The organism is Halopiger djelfimassiliensis (assembly GCF_000455365.1).
GTDB classification, from domain to species: Archaea; Halobacteriota; Halobacteria; order Halobacteriales; family Natrialbaceae; genus Halopiger_B; species Halopiger_B djelfimassiliensis.
Map to the genome: position 1 here is coordinate 447,171 of NZ_HG315685.1, position 17,554 is coordinate 464,724.

Consider the following 17,554-nt stretch of genomic DNA (forward strand, 5'->3'; position numbering starts at 1 on the left):
CACTCGAGGCCGGCCGGCGCTACCGGTTGCTGGGCTGGAGACCGTCACGCTCAGGCGATCGATTCCCCGTCGGCACCGTTGCGCGCTACGAGCACGACGTGGGGTTCTCCGTCGATCCTGCGTTCGAGATAGAACAGGATCGTCAGGTCCGTACACGCCGTCAGCAACTCACCGGGTTCGAACCGATACCGATCCCCCGGACCGCTCGCCCCCGATTCCGACTCGAGGTAGTGTTCGTAAAAGAGGACGCCGCCGGGTTTGAGGGCGGATTTGATGGCCGCAAGCCGGTCACGCGCGTCGAAGAAGCTCACCGTGATAACGTCGTAGGCCGTTTCGGGGAAGGCGTAGCTGTCGACGTCGGCCAGAATCCACGCGATGGAATCCGACCACTCGCTCGCACGCTCGCGAGCACGTGACAACTTTATCGTCGAGATGTCGATCGCATCGACGTTCCACCCCGCTTCCGCGAGGACGAGCGCGTTCCGACCCTGCCCGGTTGCGATATCGAGCGCTCGACCGGCCGGGAAAACGTCGAGGAACGCTCGAACCGGTGGGCGCGTCCCGTCGGTGATCCGGAGCGTACTGCGCCGGTCCCGTTCGTCGTCTCGTCCGGTTTCGTCGCCCGTCACAGGTGTATCCAACGGGTGATAGATCAATGAGTACTCGCCTTGCCATCCGTCAGGTCGCGTCCCCGTCCGTTTCTCCCGGTCGTCGTCTCCTCAGCCGATCGCGAGAGGCTCGTCGAACGTCGCCGGCGCGGTCATTCCAGCACGTCCATCACCGTATTCATCGCGTGTCCGTCGAGTAGTCGGGTGGTCTCCCAGGTCGCCGTCACGGCGCGCGTCGACTCGAGCAGGTCGCGAATATCGGTCCAGTACGCGTCGGGTCGTCCGCGCCGCGTTGCGAACCGCTCGGCGTAGAACGCGGTAAAGAGCGATCGAACCGTCCGTTCGTCCGGCCACGATCGGTCGAGACGAGCAACCCAGCGCGAACGCGTCCGCTCGTCCTCGAGATAGACCCCTGCAAGCAGGGCGTGCAACGCGTTCGTGACCGTCTCGATCGACGGTTCGAGCGTCCCGCCGCCGGCCCGATCGTGTGCGAGCTGCGTCGCAAGCGTCACCGTCCAGACGAGTTGCGCGACCGCAGCCGTCGTGGTGGGATCCGGATCGGGGACGGGAATCGACGCGGAGTAGTGCCCGTCCATGACGCGTGCCGTCTCCGTCGTCTCCGAGAAGACGACCTTCTGGAGGTAGTACGACGCGAACGGATGGTTCAACACGGCGTAGATGAACGCGATTTCGGCCTGTGTGTGCGCTTCGAGGGGCGCGCTCACCAGCTTCTCGGTTCCGACGACCGCTCCGGTGGGATCGATCCACGCTCGCAGTCGGGAGCCCCGTAACACTTTCAGCATGACACGCGGGACGGCATACCTCCTGACGGCGTCGCGGTACGCCCCGAGGTCGAGGTATCGGACGCCGGTCAGGTGGTACGGTCTGACCCAGGGGACCCTGTCGATGTACGGGTCGGGACCCGGTTCGAGGCGCTCTTTCTCGCTGTCGGGGATGTACAGCTGTCGCGTCGGTTCGGCCGCCGAGATGACGTCATCCAGCCGCCGATCGGTCGAGCGGATTCGGGACAGGACCTCCCGTTGAGCGTCGTCGATCGGTCTGAAGGCGATCGTTTCGGCGTCCCGCATGAACCGCTGATCGACTCGACCGAGGTGGACCGGCGCGTTTTCGTCGGCTCGACGTGGATCCCGGCTCCGATGAACGGTCGCGGGAGCCGCCGCTCTCGCGGTGTGGCCGTCGTCCGAGTCGACCAGCCGCCCCACGATCACGATCGTCTCGAGATCGACGTCGTCGAACCCGAGTCCCACGTCGAAGACGTGTTCGAGCGAGGTGTTCGCGAGCAGTTTCGTCCGGATAGCCGCCCAGGATCGGTAGAACGCGACGGTCTTCGGGACGACGTTGGCGACGACGCCGCGGTCGCAAGCGAGCTGCAGCGTTCGCTCGAGGAACCACTCACAGGTGTCACGCGCCCCCTGACACTCGTAGTTCGTCTCCGACCGCACGATCGGTTCCGCCTCCGGAGCGACGTCGGCTCCGTACGGCGGGTTCGAGACGACGACGTCGAAGCCGCCGTCCTCGAGAACGGGCCGTGGAAACGCGAGCGGCCAGTGAAGCGCATCGAGTCCGTCCGCCCTGAAGTCACGCCCAGCGTACTCGCGTTCGACCAGGACGGACCACCCCTCCGGATCGGCGACGCTCGTCTCCAGTCGGTCGAACACCGCCCCGAGGGCTGCCGAATCGAGTTCGTTCGAGGGCTGTTCGAGTCGCGCACGGTACGTGTAGGTGGTAAACCCGATGGCTTCGAGGCCCGTCTCGGCCGGAGCCGGAATCCCCTCGGGGACCTCGACGACGAGGGTCGGCGAACCGCCCGACCCGTCGGTTCCGCGGGACCCGCCCCGATCGTTCCGTTCCCGGCCATCCTCGAGACTCCGACGGGCGTCCGCCGCCGTCCGAACGCGATCGTCCACTCGAAGCGGCGAGCCGTCCGCCCGCTCGCACCGGGCCGTGGCGTATCGCCGATCGAGGACCCGCTTCAGCTCGGCGCGTCGTTCCTCGAGGGGCCGCCGCGTCGTCCGGTCGGGACCGGTTTCCGAATAGCTGCGTCGAAGCCGGTGTCCGTACTCGCGGAGTCGTTCCTCGAGGGGCCTCGAGTCGGTCGGCTCCCGGTGATCGCGTCCGGACGGCGGATCGACGAACCCGAGCAGGCTGTTGCCCGATCGAACGGTCCCGGTGAGATTCGGGAGGGTGACGCCCGAACAGCCGGTGGTGTAGCTGTCCCGACGGTCGGCGGTGACCGGACACAGGCTCACCAGTCGGAGCCACAGCCGCCGTCGACAGCGCTCGACGGCGTCATCGCGGAGATCAACGCCGAACACCGACCGGGCGATGCCACAGCCGATCTCGGCGGCGTCCGCGTCGGGCCGACACATCGACCGCCATTCGAAGAGGACGTTCGCGGCCGCGAGGACGAACGCCCCGGTTCCAGCGGCGGGATCACAGACCGTCAGATCCCGGAGTTTCGAGTCGACGTACGCGAGTACCTCTCGGTCGTCCCCGTAGCGTTCGTAGAGTTCGTCGAACCCGTCTCGCCGGTCGTGCTCGAGGCAGTTACGCCGCTCGCGGTTCGGCGACGGCAGGTCGTCGATCCGGATCGCGGACGGAGCGACCCCCGTCTTGCAGTCGGATTCGATCCGGTCGTACAGCGCCGCCCAGAGCGCGCGTCGTACCGTGAAATAGGTGAGTTCGGTGCCGGTGTAGTAGGCCCCGACCTCGTCGGCCGGACTCGTCGGTGTCCCGGTCGACTCCCGTTCGTCGGTCGGCGAATCGTCCCTCCCGTCCGGACCGTCGTCTCGACCGGTGCCCTCGCGTTCGGTCGGGCCGAGAGTTCCCCGATCGTACAGGTCGTCGAGCACCGCCGGCGTGATTCGCCCGCGGTGGTCGCCCCTTCCGGCGTTCATGACGGAACCGGCGTGGTCCGCAGTGTCGACATCGCGCTGGATTCCGCCGGGTCGCCACTCGTACTCCCCGAGGACCGCGAGGAGTTCGGTCCAGTCGTATCCCTCGACGACGAGTGCCGACTCGTCGATCGCTTCCGTTCGGCCGGATGCGTCCGTTTCGCGATCGTCGACCCCGCGTTCCGTCGTCTCGAGCGCCGTCCGGAAGGGAGTCCACCCCAGCGTCGGAACCCGCAGCCGAAACGAGTCGGAAACGGTCACCGTGTCCGGCCCGCTCGAGAGCGAGGCGACGATCGTCCGGAGTATCGCCCCGATGTCGTCCCCGTCCCGGAAAAGCCGTTCGAGTACCAGTCGAGGGGCGGCCGGAACCGTCGCGGTCCCGCCGTCGACCGGGGCGACGAGTCCGCGCTCGAGGAGGAGATAACACACGAGGACCCGTTCGATGAGCCGCCCCGCGACGGTCCGTCTCACCCGGTCCGTCGGGACCGTCCCGGAGTCACGGCCGCCGGTCACTGCCTCCGCGAGCGCCGCTCGGTGCGTTCGCAGGTCGTCGGCGAGCCGATCGACGACGGCTGTCCCGTCGAACACGGCGTCGAGGTCCGACCGAGCCCGCTCGAGTGCATCGCGTTTGTGCTCGGTGTGGGCGGCAGGAACGTAGCGAAACCGGGCCGGGCGGCGAGACGTCCGGAACGCGCGAACTTCGCGGGTGCCCGGATCGAAAAACCAGAAATACTGGAGCCGCGTTCGGCGGGCGAGCGCCCGGACGATCAGCCGGGGCGTCTCGGTCGGAACCGACGCCAGCGGGAACTCGAAGTAGCCGACTCGAACCAGACCGTCGGTACTGGCGAGGTACTCGAGGTCGTGTCCGGGCAGGTACGTCGCCTCGGCCCGACTCGGGTCCGGGAGATACCCGGCGCTCGCGAGAAACGCGTAGCCGTACCCGCCCGCGTCCGTGCCGCGGCTTTTCGCTGTCGGCGTCGCATCGAGGGTCCGCGGATAGTCGGCGGCCTCGTTCATGTTCGACGACCGGCGGCCTCGGTACCGGGTGCCGTGCCACTCGTGTCGAGCGCACAACTATCGGTCCTGTGGGTAAGTAGCTCGGGGGTAGTCACGAACGGTGACCGATTCCCTCTCAGGTGACATACAGCGAGTAGGCGATCACGAGAAAGCCCCCGAGAGTCAACAGGCTCTCGAGCAGGATCCCCAGTTGCAGCGGGACCGTAAGGATCTCATAGAGCAGCCCGGCAAAGACCAGCCCGAGAGTGACGAGCCCGAACCCGGCGGTCAGATAGCCAAGCGCCGGCTGCCGCGTGCGCCGGTAGGCCCTGAACGCGAAGAACGTGATGACGCTGCCGACGAGCAGGATCAGCGTCTTGACGATGGCGAGGGCGATCGCGGTCATCGTGCCTGCGGCGTGGGGGCTCATCGTCCGGTATCAGCGAAATTACGCACGACGGTCAAGTAGCTTACGTTCGGTCGGATTCCGAAGCGAACGGATCAGATGTCACCGACGGCTGCGAAGGTTTTCGTCGGTTCGGACCGAACGGCAACCGATGACGCGACTCGTCGAACTCGAGGAAACCGGTCCACGAACGCTCGATCCGGCGGACGTCGACCCCGAGAAGGGTGACATTGCGGTCTGTCAATGTGGCCTTTCGGAGTCCGTTCCGTTCTGTGACGGGAGTCACCGCCGAACCGAAGACGAAGAGCCGGGGACGACCTACGTCTACGAGGACAGCGAGCGACGGGTCCTCGAGCGGATCGTCACCGCCGAGGACGACGACACCGCGTGCTCCGGCGAGTAACCGAGGGTTCAGATCGACCGCGCGGAGTTGATCACGACGAGCGCGCTGCTTGCGGCCATCGCGACGGCTGCAAATAGCGGGTTCAACAGCCCGAGGACCGCAAGCGGAATCGCGACCGCGTTGTAACAGAACGCCCAGCCGAGGTTCTGGCGAATCCGTCGGTGCGTCCCGGCCGCGATGTCGAACGTCGCCGGCACCGCCTCGAGGTCGTCGCCGACGATTACCGCGTCGGCCGCGTCGGTCGCGAGTTCGGTCCCGCTCCCCATCGCGATCCCGACGTCCGCGGCGGCCAGTGCGGGGGCGTCGTTGCTCCCGTCGCCGACCATCGCGACGGTGCCCCGGCTTCGAAGCCGCCGGACCGTTTCGGCTTTCGCCTCGGGCGGCACGCCGGCGAAGACCTCGTCGACGCCGACGGCGTCCCGGAACCGGTCCGCAGCCGCGCCCTCGTCCCCGGTGAGAACGACGACTTCGCGGTCCGAAGAGAGGGTTTCGACGGTTTCTCGCCAGCGTTCCCGCGGCGTATCGCCGACGACGATCACACCGCGAGCACGGCCGTCCCAGCCGACGACGACCGGGACGTTACCGTCGGCTCGTGCCCGTTCGATCCGCGACTCGAGCGTCGGGGGGATCGTCTGTCCCCGTTCGCGACAGCAGTCGGGGTGGCCGGCAACGACGCGGTTGCCGTCGACGAGGCCGCTGACCCCCCGGACGTGTCGTTCGAAGCCGTCGACCTCGCCGATAGCGTCGTTCGCGGCGTCGTCCGGCACGCCCTCGTCGACTGCTTCCCGCTTACACCAGGCGTCGACGATAGCGGTTCCGATCGGGTGCTTCGAGTGTGCTTCGACGGCCGCGGCGTGCCGAAGGAGGGTCGGCTCGTCGCGGTCCGACTCCGCGCTCGCGGCCGTGTCACCGTGGCCGGTTTCGTCGACATCTGCGACGTGGATCGACTCGACGGCCATCGCACCCGTGGTGAGCGTCCCCGTCTTGTCGAGCACGACGACGTCGACGTCGGGTGCGTCCTCGAAGATCGTCTCCGCGGCGACGACGATCCCCCGTTTCGCCGCCGTCTGTATCCCGGACGCGATCGCAAGCGGCGTCGCGAGTCCCAGCGCGCAGGGACAGGAGACGATTACGACCGTCAGACCGACGAGAAACGCCGTTCCGGGGCTCGAACCGGTCGCGAGCAGCCCGGCCGTGACGCCGACGGCAAGCGCCACGACGAGCGGGACGAAGATCGTCGCGAGTTTGTCGGCGAGCCGCTGGACGCCCGGCCGGGAGCTCTGGATCGACCAGAGCAGCGAGACCAGCCGGTCGTGGGTGCTTTCGGCCTCCTCGCCGACCTCGACGACCAGCGGTGCGTCCGTGACGACGGTGCCGCCGCGGACCGGGTCGCCGGGCGCTTTCTCGACGGGGAGCGATTCGCCTGTCATCAGCGATTCGTCGACCGCGGCTTGCCCCTCGCGTATCGTCCCGTCGAGCGGCACCCGCTCGCCGGGGCGAACGAGGAGTCGGTCGCCGGGATCGACTGCCGACAGGGGGACCGTCTCGCCGGTGTCGGCCCGCCGGGCCTCGTCGACCTGTGCCGCCGTGAGATCGGACAGCAGCCCCGTCGCCCGGCGCTTGATCAGTCCTTCGTAGTAGGTACCGGCCGTCACGACGAGGACGATCGCGACCGAGACGTCGAAGTAGAGGTCCGTCCGACCGAGGACCATCGCGAGCGTGCTGTAGGCGTAGGCCCCTACCGCGGCCAGCGAGACGAGCAGATCCATGTTCGGCATCCCGGCTCGCAGGCTCACGTACGCCCCCCGCAGGATCGGATACCCCGTATAGAAGAGCACGAACGACGTCATGAGCCAGATGTTCACGACCAGATAGTAGCCGTCATACCCCCCGAAATCCGCGAGCGGCGGATACCCGAAGTAGGTCGGATACAGAAAGACCGCGTACCACACCATCACCATCATCCCGAACAGCCCACCGCCGATCAGGAACTTCACGAGCGCGTCGTCCCGTGACCCCTCGTCGCGTCCCGCCGCCCGGTCGCGCGCTTCGTATCCGTATCCCGAGACGAGATCCGCGAGCGTCTCCTTCTCGCGGACGTCGGGATCGTACACCAGCCGTAGCGTGTCCGTGGCGTAACTCGCTTCCGCCCCGAGCACGCCCGCCGCGTTGGTCGCCCGCGTCTCGAGAAACGCCTCGCAGGTCGAACAGTGCATGCCGTCGACGGCGAGGAAGGTCTCCTCGCCGTCGGCCTCCAGGTCGTCGAGGCTGGAGTCGGTCTCGAGGCGCTCCCGGACCGCCTCGGCGTCCGCGTCCTCGACGGTCGCGAGCGTCCGGTGGACCTCGAGACAGCCCTGACAGCAAAACTGCCCCTCGACGTCGGCCGCGGTGATCGGGTCGGCCGGCGTCGGAAACGAACAGAGCGTACACTCGTTTCCGGCGGACCCGGAATCGGCGGCGCGTTCGTTGGATGCGGGCTTTGCGGAGGATCGATTCATCGGTGTGTGGGTGTGGTCACAGCGGCTGGTAGAACGGGACCGGAAGGTGCGGGAGGGAGTGGACGCCGTGCAGCATCAGCCCGTGTTGTAACGGGATGTAGCCGAGGACGAGAAACGCGCCGCCGAGTGCCCGGTGAAGCCGGACCCGGTGGTTCGTCTCGAGCGATGTAAGCAACGTTCCGTACAGGAACAGCGTCGGAACCGTTCCGACCCCGAGCACCGCAAGCGATAGCGCCCCCCGGACCGGATCGCCGAGCGCGAACGCATAGAGGTACGCCGGGTAGATGATCGGACACGGAAGCAGCCCGTGGACCGCTCCGAGCCCGACGATCCCGGGCGAGCCGGCGAGCCTGTCGACCCGGCTCGCGAGCAGCCCCGAGAGCCGCCGGAAGAGCGGGCCGACCAGCGGGAGCCCGTGCGGAACACCGGCCCGGCCCCGGAGGTAGTAGCACCCGCTTGCGATGATCGCGATTCCGACGAGGATGCCGACCGTTCCCCGGACCGCGTCGCCGACGGCCGTGACGGCATCGGCCGACGTGATCGCGAGCCCGCCCAGCAGCCCGAACAGGCCGCCAAGCGCCGCATAGCTTGCGGTCCGGCCGAGGTTGAACAGGCCGTGCTGTCGGACCTCGAAAAGCGACAGCGTCTCCCGTCGCTCGACGCCGGTCCCGCCGCGGTGGTCGCCGCCTCGCGATCGCATCCGATCGGCGTACGTGCTCACCAACGGACCACACATCCCCAGACAGTGTGCGCCCGCGAGCAGCCCGACGAGCAGAAACACCAGCAGATCGGCGTTCCCGGCGGCCGCCGTACTCCCTCCGTGATCGTGGGCCGAAGCCAGCACCTCGAGACTGAACATGTGCGGTTACACCGACGCGCCGTTCGAGCCGTGGTCGTGGTGTCCCGGAACGGGCTGAAACGCGACGTAGAGGCTGGCCATGATGATCAGGACGTTCGTCGTAGCGACGACGCCGGCGATCGGAGAACTGTCGAGTCCGTACAGGGCGAGCGGCACCAGTGCCAGCAATCCGAACGGCAGCGCGTGCCGCGGCGTAAGCTCCTCGAGTTCCATACGGGCGTCTCCGGGCGAGCGGAATATAAATAATAACCCCCGTTCCTGCGGGTTGGGAATGGCTCTATGGGTTAAGGGGAGACTTTCCCTACACCGCCGTATGAGCAAAGCGGTGGAAACGCAAACACAAACGCGAGAGATCGGACACGACGAGTACGATCCCGTAGGGACGCTCGCGCTGATCGGGATTTACTTCCTGATTTTGGTGTTCCTGTGGTTTTTCATGTACTTCGTCGAGTTCCTCGGTAACGGACCGACGGTCGTGAGCGGCTTCTTGGCGGTGGGGGGGCTCGCATGAACATCCACACCTACGAGAAGCTGTGGCTGGTCGCGGCCATGCTGTTGATCGTCGGCTTCATCGCGACGATCGCGTACGGATCGGTCGGACTCGGAATCGCGATGGTCAGCGATCAGGAGGAAACCGTCAACCCGAGTAACCTCGGCGACGACGAACGGTTCAGCGATCCCGGGGTCGAACAGGTCGGCGAGAACGAGTACGAGGTCACCGTCATCGCACAGACGTTCATGTTCCAGCCCGATCCGATCGAAGTGCCGGCAAACAGCACGGTCACCTTCTACGTGACGAGTTTCGACGTGACACACAGCTTCAGCGTCCCCGGGACGAACATCAACACGATGGTCCTCCCGGGCGAGGTGTCGAAGATGACCGTCGAGTTCGACGAACCGAAGGAGTACGGCATCGTCTGCAGTGAGTACTGCGGGCCGGGCCATCACACTATGGAGGGCCAACTTCACGTCGTCCCGGAAGACGAGTTCGACATGACCGACCTCTCGGTCGAGGCCGACGACGAAGTCGCGATCGGCGACACCGCGACGGTCAACGCCACGGTCGAGAACGGGATGCTCGAGGACCTCGAGACGACCGTCACGCTCGAGATCGACGGCGAGACGCGCGAGCAAGACATCTCCGTCGGTGGCGACGAAACCGCCGAGACGACGTTCACGCTCGACTCGACGGACCCCGGCGAGGGAGAGCACGACTGGACGGTCACCGTCGACGGCTACGAGGAGAGCGGAACGGTGACGGTCGTCGACGAACTCGAAGACGAGACTGACGACAGCACCGACGAGTCCGCCGGAGGTGATGCCGATGAGTAACGCGTACATCGACGACTTCCCGGACGAGGCGAAACTCGTCCGTGCGGCGTTTTACAGTTCGTTCGTGGCACTCGCACTGGGGGGACTGTTCGGCATCATCCAGACGCTCCACCGGACGAACGTGTACCGGTTTATCGACTCTGCGGACTACTACACCGTGCTCACAGCTCACGGGGTCTTGCTCGCGATCACGTTCACGATCTTCTTCCTCGTGGGAATTTTCACGTGGGCAGTGACGACCAGTCTCGACCGGGAGCTCGAGGATCTCCGCTTCTCGTGGGGCTGGTACGGGCTGATGGTACTCGGCTCCATTACGGCAATCGTGCCGGTCTTCGCCGGCTTCACCGACTCGATCGACATGAGTTCGTCGGTGCTGTTTACCTTCTACGCGCCGCTGAAGGGCCACCCGCTGTTTTATCTGGGACTCGCGCTGTTCGTCGTCGGCACGTGGATCGCGGGCGTCGACTGGTTCCGGAGCTTCCTCGCCTGGCGGCGTGACAACCCGGACGAACGGATCCCGCTGCCGACGTTCATGGTGTTGACGACGACCATCTTCTGGGTCCTCTCGAGCCTCGGCGTCGCCATCGCGATCCTCGCGTTTCTGCTCCCGTGGTCGCTCGGCCTGATCGACACCGTCAACCCGCTGCTCACCAGAACGCTGTTCTGGTACTTCGGGCATCCGGTCGTCTACTTCTGGCTGATGCCGGCGTACATGATGTGGTACATCATGCTGCCGAAGCTCTCGGGCGGGAAACTGTTTAGCGATCCGCTTGCCCGCGTCGTGTTCGTGCTCTTTCTGGTGTTGTCGACGCCGGTCGGTATCCACCACCAGTACCTCGACCCCGGCATCGCGGAAGGGTACAAGTTCATCGCGATGACGAACACGATGTTCCTGCTGTTGCCGAGTCTCTTGACTGCCTTCACCGTCGTCGCGAGCATGGAACACGGGGCTCGCCAGCGCGGCGGTGAGGGGTATTTCGGCTGGCTGAAAGCGCTCCCGTGGCGCGATCCCGTTTTTACCGGGATGGCGCTGGCCGGCCTGATGTTCGCCGCCGCCGGCTTCTCCGGGATGATCAACGCCGGCATGAACATCAACTACCTCGTCCACAACACGTTCTGGGTCGTCGGCCACTTCCACCTCACCGTGGGTACCGCCGTCGCCCTGACGTTCATGGCCGTCACCTACTGGTTCCTGCCACAGGTGACCGGCAAGGAACTGTGGAACCGCTCGGTCGCGCTCGTGCAGGTCGTGCTCTGGTTCGTCGGGATGACGTTCATGTCCAACGCGATGCACCGCGCCGGACTACTCGGCGTCCCGCGCCGGACGGCCGAACCGCAGTACGACGGCGTGACCTTCGACGCGGCCGTCGGTTCCGTCGGCGAACTCAACGCTCAGATCGCGCTGGGCGGGGCGTTCCTCGGGCTCTCGCTCGCCCTGTTCCTGCTGAACGTGATCGGGACGGCGTTCAACGGCCGGAGCGACGACCTCCCCGCGAACCGCTACGCGGAGGCGCTCTCCGGCCCCGAAGACGCACCGCTCGTCCTCGACAACCTCAAACTCTGGACGGCTATCGCGGTCGTGCTCGTGGTCTTTGCCTACAGCTTCCCGCTGTTGAGCATCATCCAGCGCGGCGGCCTGTTCGGCCCCGACATCAACCCGATCCCGGTCAGCATCGAAACCATGCCGACGCTCGCGTTCGCGTTCGAACACCTCGGGACCGCCGCGCTCGAGTCCGCCGGCGAGGCGATGCAGTCGATCCCCGTTATCACCGAGGTGATCCGATAATGCGTACCTCCAAGGGGACGCTGCTCGTCGTCTTCGCGCTTACCCTGCCGTTCCTCGTCGAACTCCGGACGGTGCTCGCCTGGGTCAACGTCGAACTGACCGTCCTCGAATCGGTCGGCATCGCCCTCGCAATACTGCTTGCGCTCCTCGCCTGGGCGATGTGGCCCCAGAACGGCGAGACCAGTCCGTCCGGTTCGCGGTAGGCGCGACAGGTTACCAGGTTTCGATCCGCCCGTTGCGGACGTCCTCCGTACAGCCCTCGCAGTCGGGATGGTCCGCCTCGTAACAGGCCGGCCGGTACTGCTCGTCGAGTGTCGCCGCACGCCGTTCGGCGTACCGCCGGCAAACGATCTTCACTCGCCCCGCCTCGTCGCTCGGAAGGCTGCGGGCGTTCTTTGCGCCCTGATACGCCCGGCGTGCCTCCTCGAGTTGCTCGTCGGTCGTCCCGCGTACCTGCTCGTACTGCTCGCCCGCGTTCCGGAGCGTCGAGCGCAGAAACCGCTCGAGCCGACGCCGATCGGTCATTACCGCTTCGGTTCGGTCGCGAGCCACATAGGCCCGTCGCCGGGAACGGTGTGCGTTCGGCACCCGCTGCGAGACGGAGAGTAAGGGTTAACTACAGGCCCTGTGTTTCCCCAAATAGCGGGCCCTTAGCTCAGTCCGGTAAGAGCGCTCGGCTCATAACACGATCGCGTCCGCATGCGGCCGTGTGGGATACCGAGTGGTCGATGGTTCGAATCCGTCAGGGCCCATCCAGAAACTGTACGCTTCTGAGCCGATGGCTCTCCACTATACAGCACCTGTATCCCATATTTTCGAGACTCGGGTAGTGAGTGACGCTCGAGCCGGGGTTGGAGTTTATCCAGCCCTTCGACGGCGGTCACTGTCGTCGTGCCGTCTCCGGTTGCTGACCCTTTGAAGCCAGTTCTCCAATTGGTCTTCGAACGACGTGGCGGCCTCGCAGGAGTGGCGAAACGAGATGCAGGGCGCAGTACGTCGTCCCGAGTGAGTCTGACTGCTCCCGAGGGACACAGCACATGTACTGATTTATGAGCCGCGAAAGAATACGTCGGCGATGAACTCGCTCGAGATCGGTGGACGAATACTGGCTGGTGTCATTCTTATCGGATTAAACGCCTACTTCGTTGCGATCGAGTTCGGACTCACACGCGCTCGGCAGTATCCTGAATCAGAGTTCAATACCCCCGGGCTCCAGCTTGCTTGGGAGATGACGGACGACCTCGAGTTCTATCTGACGACGTGTCAGATCTGGATTTCTGGGACGAGTATCGCACTCGGGATCGTGGCCGAACCCGGATTGGCAGCCCTGTTCGAACCATTGTTCGCGAATACGTTCCTCGCGTCGGCCGGCGCCGGATCGGTGCTCGGGTTCGCTCTCATCAACCTTGTTCATCTCACACACGGGGAACAGACACCGACGTACCTCGGCGTCGAACGGTCGAAGCAGGTCTGCCGATACGGCGCGCGGCCGCTGTACTGGTTTGCGAAACTGCTTGCACCGGCAATTACGTTCGGCGACTGGGTCGCAAAGGCAACGCTCGGACTATTCGGTATCGAGATGACCGGTGCGTGGCGCGAAACCGAACGAGAAGTCATCGAATCGCGAGCCGACCTTCGCAATCGGCTCGGCTCTATTCTCGAGGAAGGCGATCTTCCCGATGAACGTCGCGAAGAAGTGATGAACGCGCTTCGGATCGGTGAACAGCCCGTCGGCGAATTGATGGTGTCTCCCGATGAGATCGTCGCGCTCTCTACCGAAGTGAACTCGGAAGAAAACGTTCGAAAAATGGAAGAACGCCCTCATACGCGATACCCGCTCGTTGGCGACACCCTCACTGACTTCCGTGGTATCGTGTATACACCGAGCCTCGTCAGACATCGTGCGGGATTAGCCGACGGCAGTATCGATTTCACGGACGTAGCCGCCCCACCGATGACGGTATCCCCTGATACGGACGTAAGCGATGCGATCGATCAGTTCCAGACCGAACGGCAGGAACTCGCACTCGTGATCGAAGATGGCGAGGCCGTTGGGTTGATAACCGTTACCGATCTCTTAGAAGCGGTTATGGGCGATATCGAAGATCCGCTCGACCAGGAACGAACTGCTTGACACAGTACGGTTATCGTTCCATCCAGCGACTCACCCCTCAGCGACGCCGATCGTCAGAACGGGAACCGGTGCCGTTCGAAGCACCCGCTCCGTGGTCGACCCCAGAAATCGTTCGTCAAGCCCGGTTCGCCCGTGCGTTCCCATCACTATGAGGTCGGCATCGACGTCGGCCGCGAACGAGCGGACCGTCTCCGGCACTGCTCCCGTTTTGACCATCGTCTCGACGTCGTCGCCGCCCGCTTCCCTCACGAGTGCCGCTTCGCTGGCTACACGTTCCCGAGCGTTGTCTTCGAGTTGATCGCGTACCGGTGAAGAGCCGACTGCGGCTCCGAGTGTAGGTTCGTCGACGATCGACAGGAGATGGAGTGTCGCGCCGTAGCGCGTCGCGATCTCGGCGGCGAATTCCAGCGCCTTCCGTGCGCTATCGCTTCCGTCGGTCGGGACGAGAACGTCAGCGTAGGGGTACGGTTGCCTCGCGTCCTCGTCCGTCCGAACCGCGAGGACGGGGGATTCGCACGCGTTAACGACGTGTTCCGTGACGCTCCCGAGGACGTATTTCTCGAGGCTGTCTCTGCCGTGTGTCCCCATGACGACGAGATCGACGAAATCGGGTGCCGCCGCGTCGACGATCGCCTCTCGCGGATCTCCCTGAACGAGATCGTCAGTGATGGGGATGTCTTGCTTTGTCGCTCGTTCGCGTGCGTCCGAGAGGACGTCTTCTCCCTCCTGTTCGAGGACGTCGACGACGGAGCCCTCGTACTGCGTGAGACTCGGTTTGTTTGTGTTTGCGACGTACAGTAACTGTACCGTTGCCCCATGAGTGGCCGCGATATCGAGCGCGTAGTCGAGCGCGGCGGTCGCCGGCTCGCTGCCGTCAACGGGAACGAGAACGAAATCAATCATACGGGTTGTTCGGTACGGAGTCACATATCACTATCCCGGCTCGAGCGATCGGTATGGCCTGCCAGCAGCGGATGACCGGACCGCCATCCGTGTCGTTGTCGTGCCGTTCCCCCTCGATTTCAGGTTGTTTCTTCACCGTCCGAGAGATCAATACCGGTCCGTCCCAACGGCGAACGCTGTTGGTAGTACTGATCAAGGACGCCACCGTTGGACTGTCTGATGAACACGAGGATCAGGACGATAACCCCGATGCCACCCAACCACTGTAGCAACGACCGCCACCACTGCAACGTCGCCGGAAGGGCGCTCGAATCTCGAGTCACAGTGAGGCCGGTTCCAGTGATCCCGCTAAAGGCTTCAAAGACGGCGGTATCGAGCGAACGGAACGCGCGAAGTGTTGGGTTCAATAATGGGGTCGCAAGGAATTCCGGGTTGAGGGCGATCGTTTCGGCGATAAAGCGGAACGGCAGTGCGCTGAGGAGACCGACGGCGAGCCAAATAGCAGCCGCAGATGCAAGAACCTCCGCAGTGGACGGGTCCGCCGTTTCACTTCCCCCTCGTGAGAGAGCCCAGCCGATACCATAGACGATCATCACCGAGAGCAGTTCACCGGGAATCGCGTAAAACTCTCCCCAGAGAATTGAGACGGGGACTAGACTCAAGATTACGGCAGCGAATCTGATCAGGGCCCTTCCCAGATTATAACCGATCAGGGTATACCACTTCAGAGACTCGCTCATCGAGATCGCCTTCACCAGATGTTACCCTTCCGTAAACACTGATGATTGGTCGGTTCCGTCCGACGACTCTGGCTGCACGCGGTCGATCACGTTCCCGTACAATTTCGTAACCGGCGTAGCCGTGATCCCGTGGACCAACACTGAACTCGCAATGACAAGGCTGGCCGTACTCCAGATGATTTCGGCACCAAGTATTCGGTGGGCGACAGTTGCGTAGAACAGCGCTGCGATCCCGATCGGGCCGAACCATCCCGCGAATAACGCGTCTCGGTCACTCTGAACTGAGGGAACCACCTGACGGAACACCACCATCATTGGTATCCGCCGTAGGAGCAGTATTCCGGCTGCGAGGACAATGCCCGCCCATCCTAACGAAACCCATTGGTCGACCGGCAGCTCGAGACCGAAAAACACGAAGATAGGAAACGTAAATAGACGAAGCACCGTTTCCTGTACCTTCTGCTCATCGGCTTCATCGGTAGCATCGGCGAACTGATTGAACAAAAGCCCGGCAGCGAAGGCTGCGAGAATGCCGTCGCTTCCCAGTAACTTGACTCCGCCCAGTACGGCGAACGTAAGGGCGACGGTCACGCTCAGCAGCGATGTCTCCTCGAGGAAGTCATGGTTTCGAGATTCGCGCTCGATCCAACCGGCAGCGGCGCCGACAACTGCACCGACGAAGACCGCGGCGCCGACTTCCCAGAGGAGCGCCGAGAGCAACCACTCGGAGAGCACCCGTTGGGGCGGATACTGGAGAACGAGGAGTGGGAAGAAGACGAGGGGATACGCCAATCCATCGTTAGCCCCTGACTCGCCGGTGAGGAGGTTTCGGATCGGCGCCGGGATGTACTGTGCTGCCGTGTGACCCGTAACGATCGTTCCAGCGAGAACCGGATCCGTGGGTGTGACGATCGCACCGATGAGCAGTGCTATCCAGAGCGGGACGTCTAGGATGAGGTAGACGAGACCACCGCTGACTAACCACATCCCGATCATTCCGGGAACGAGAACGACAGCCATCGACCGCGTGTGCTTCCGGAAGTATCGTTGGGGAAGTCGGAGCGCAGCGCCCATGACGGCGAGCCCAACGGTCAATCGGGCAAACTGTTCCAGAATCGTAAACGGATCGGCCCAGTCGGAGAGGCGGATCAGCCCCAGCCCGAGGGGACCGATAACGATCCCTAGTATCAACGCTGCTAGGGGCTCTGAGAGGAAGTAGACCTTGCTTCGAATCAACCCTGCAACGAGACTCAACACCAGCGTTAATCCGCCAATCGTGACGAGCGCGATGTTCAGTTCTTGCATGATGTCGGCTCCGGACGCGAGTCGACCAGCCCTTCCGTCTGAAACAGGGCCAGTCGGTTGGTTCTCCAAGCGTTGAGATAGGAGTTCGGCCTGCGAGCGTCGTACTCTACCACAAGGTATCCCGCAATGATAGACCCATGATCCCGATGGGAAACTCAGCTCGCCCTCGATTCCGGCCGCGTAGATGCGATCTGGAGAGCGGTTCGCCCGTTCACGCAGACGAGAAGCCACCGTCGGCGCAGGCCCCACCCTCCCGTCGGTATCGCTGTGCCCCTACGTCGCCCGACTCGGGACCGATGTTGATACCCCTTCACTATTTGAGTTCGCACAGTTGGACTGGTCTGTTCCAACGGGGTGGCTGTCTCAGTGGCCCTGGTAATCAGACGTACTTTGTGAAGTACCTCGGGGACAAGCCCCGAGGCTTCACCGTTTTGTCCGAGCGCCCAGAAATAGGCGGGCGGACGCAGGCGAATTTACTTCCCCTCGACCTTCCCCGTTGAGGTCGGTTGGCATTAACACCCGAACACCTCGCTGGTGGCCGTGAGGGTCGGTCGCTCCACCACGACCCGACAACTCCCGTCTCACCTGCCGTAGCAGGGTGTTGAGAGGAGTCGCATTGCCAAACCTCCGAACGACCGCTTCGGATTACGGTCTTTCACCCACGTCACG

At 64.3% G+C, this 17,554-nt stretch carries 16 protein-coding genes and 1 tRNA gene; 7 read left to right on the forward strand and 10 right to left on the reverse strand.

Features of this window, described 5'->3' with window-relative positions:
* Positions 1 to 50 precede the first annotated feature (50 nt).
* The 3 genes from TX80_RS08035 to TX80_RS08045 form a co-directional block, all read right to left on the reverse strand.
* On the reverse strand, positions 51 to 629 hold the full coding sequence (locus TX80_RS08035; protein WP_049922598.1) for a class I SAM-dependent methyltransferase: 579 nt from the start codon (positions 627 to 629) through the stop codon (positions 51 to 53).
* A 131-nt stretch (positions 630 to 760) separates the two neighbouring features.
* Positions 761 to 4,540 (reverse strand): Eco57I restriction-modification methylase domain-containing protein, encoded by a 3,780-nt coding sequence (locus TX80_RS08040; protein ID WP_049922599.1) that lies wholly within the window; start codon positions 4,538 to 4,540, stop codon positions 761 to 763.
* A gap of 115 nt (positions 4,541 to 4,655) precedes the next feature.
* Entirely contained in the window at positions 4,656 to 4,949 is a 294-nt protein-coding gene (locus TX80_RS08045) for a DUF7521 family protein (protein ID WP_049922600.1), read from the reverse strand.
* Positions 4,950 to 5,076: 127 nt separating this feature from the next.
* On the opposite strand from TX80_RS08045, the gene TX80_RS08050 reads away from it, so the two are divergent.
* Positions 5,077 to 5,328 (forward strand): CDGSH iron-sulfur domain-containing protein, encoded by a 252-nt coding sequence (locus TX80_RS08050; RefSeq protein WP_049922601.1) that lies wholly within the window; start codon positions 5,077 to 5,079, stop codon positions 5,326 to 5,328.
* An 8-nt stretch (positions 5,329 to 5,336) separates the two neighbouring features.
* Here the strand turns inward: TX80_RS08050 and TX80_RS08055 are convergent, their stop codons facing one another.
* Genes TX80_RS08055 through TX80_RS08065 form a run of 3 tightly spaced genes read right to left on the reverse strand, consistent with a single transcriptional unit; the run spans position 5,337 to position 8,898 of the window.
* Positions 5,337 to 7,826 (reverse strand): heavy metal translocating P-type ATPase, encoded by a 2,490-nt coding sequence (locus TX80_RS08055; protein WP_049922602.1) that lies wholly within the window; start codon positions 7,824 to 7,826, stop codon positions 5,337 to 5,339.
* A gap of 16 nt (positions 7,827 to 7,842) precedes the next feature.
* Positions 7,843 to 8,685: a sulfite exporter TauE/SafE family protein gene (locus tag TX80_RS08060; RefSeq protein ID WP_081661510.1), complete on the reverse strand. Its 843-nt coding sequence runs from the start codon at positions 8,683 to 8,685 to the stop codon at positions 7,843 to 7,845.
* A gap of 6 nt (positions 8,686 to 8,691) precedes the next feature.
* The gene (locus TX80_RS08065) at positions 8,692 to 8,898 is read right to left on the reverse strand and encodes a hypothetical protein (protein WP_049922603.1); all 207 of its coding nucleotides are present in this window, start codon (positions 8,896 to 8,898) and stop codon (positions 8,692 to 8,694) included.
* 100 nt (positions 8,899 to 8,998) lie between these two features.
* Here TX80_RS08065 and TX80_RS08070 point away from each other — a divergent pair, with 100 nt between their 5' ends.
* The 4 genes from TX80_RS08070 to TX80_RS08085 are packed head-to-tail and all read left to right on the forward strand — an operon-like array spanning position 8,999 to position 12,006.
* Entirely contained in the window at positions 8,999 to 9,196 is a 198-nt protein-coding gene (locus TX80_RS08070; RefSeq protein ID WP_049922604.1) for a hypothetical protein, read from the forward strand.
* Positions 9,193 to 10,017 (forward strand): cytochrome c oxidase subunit II, encoded by an 825-nt coding sequence (locus TX80_RS08075; protein ID WP_049922605.1) that lies wholly within the window; start codon positions 9,193 to 9,195, stop codon positions 10,015 to 10,017. The genes TX80_RS08070 and TX80_RS08075 overlap by 4 nt, the downstream gene beginning before the upstream one ends.
* Positions 10,010 to 11,803 (forward strand): b(o/a)3-type cytochrome-c oxidase subunit 1, encoded by a 1,794-nt coding sequence (locus tag TX80_RS08080; protein ID WP_049923193.1) that lies wholly within the window; start codon positions 10,010 to 10,012, stop codon positions 11,801 to 11,803. Before TX80_RS08075 ends, TX80_RS08080 begins: the two co-directional genes overlap by 8 nt.
* Positions 11,803 to 12,006, forward strand: coding sequence for a hypothetical protein (locus TX80_RS08085; protein ID WP_049922606.1), 204 nt, complete (start codon positions 11,803 to 11,805; stop codon positions 12,004 to 12,006). The genes TX80_RS08080 and TX80_RS08085 overlap by 1 nt, the downstream gene beginning before the upstream one ends.
* Before the next feature lie 10 nt (positions 12,007 to 12,016).
* Here TX80_RS08085 and TX80_RS08090 read toward each other — a convergent pair whose 3' ends face one another.
* Positions 12,017 to 12,328 (reverse strand): DUF7091 family protein, encoded by a 312-nt coding sequence (locus TX80_RS08090; protein WP_049922607.1) that lies wholly within the window; start codon positions 12,326 to 12,328, stop codon positions 12,017 to 12,019.
* Between the two features lie 119 nt (positions 12,329 to 12,447).
* On the opposite strand from TX80_RS08090, the gene TX80_RS08095 reads away from it, so the two are divergent.
* Positions 12,448 to 12,555 (forward strand) — tRNA-Ile (locus TX80_RS08095).
* A 323-nt stretch (positions 12,556 to 12,878) separates the two neighbouring features.
* Positions 12,879 to 13,937, forward strand: a complete 1,059-nt coding sequence (locus TX80_RS08100) for a CNNM domain-containing protein (RefSeq protein ID WP_049922608.1) — start codon at positions 12,879 to 12,881, stop codon at positions 13,935 to 13,937.
* 30 nt (positions 13,938 to 13,967) lie between these two features.
* Here TX80_RS08100 and TX80_RS08105 read toward each other — a convergent pair whose 3' ends face one another.
* From TX80_RS08105 to TX80_RS08115, 3 genes are all read right to left on the reverse strand, one after another.
* Positions 13,968 to 14,840, reverse strand: a complete 873-nt coding sequence (locus tag TX80_RS08105) for a universal stress protein (RefSeq protein WP_049922609.1) — start codon at positions 14,838 to 14,840, stop codon at positions 13,968 to 13,970.
* 119 nt (positions 14,841 to 14,959) lie between these two features.
* On the reverse strand, positions 14,960 to 15,595 hold the full coding sequence (locus TX80_RS08110; protein ID WP_049922610.1) for a potassium transporter TrkG: 636 nt from the start codon (positions 15,593 to 15,595) through the stop codon (positions 14,960 to 14,962).
* Positions 15,596 to 15,601: 6 nt separating this feature from the next.
* On the reverse strand, positions 15,602 to 16,885 hold the full coding sequence (locus TX80_RS08115) for a cation:proton antiporter domain-containing protein (RefSeq protein WP_049922611.1): 1,284 nt from the start codon (positions 16,883 to 16,885) through the stop codon (positions 15,602 to 15,604).
* Positions 16,886 to 17,554 lie beyond the last annotated feature (669 nt).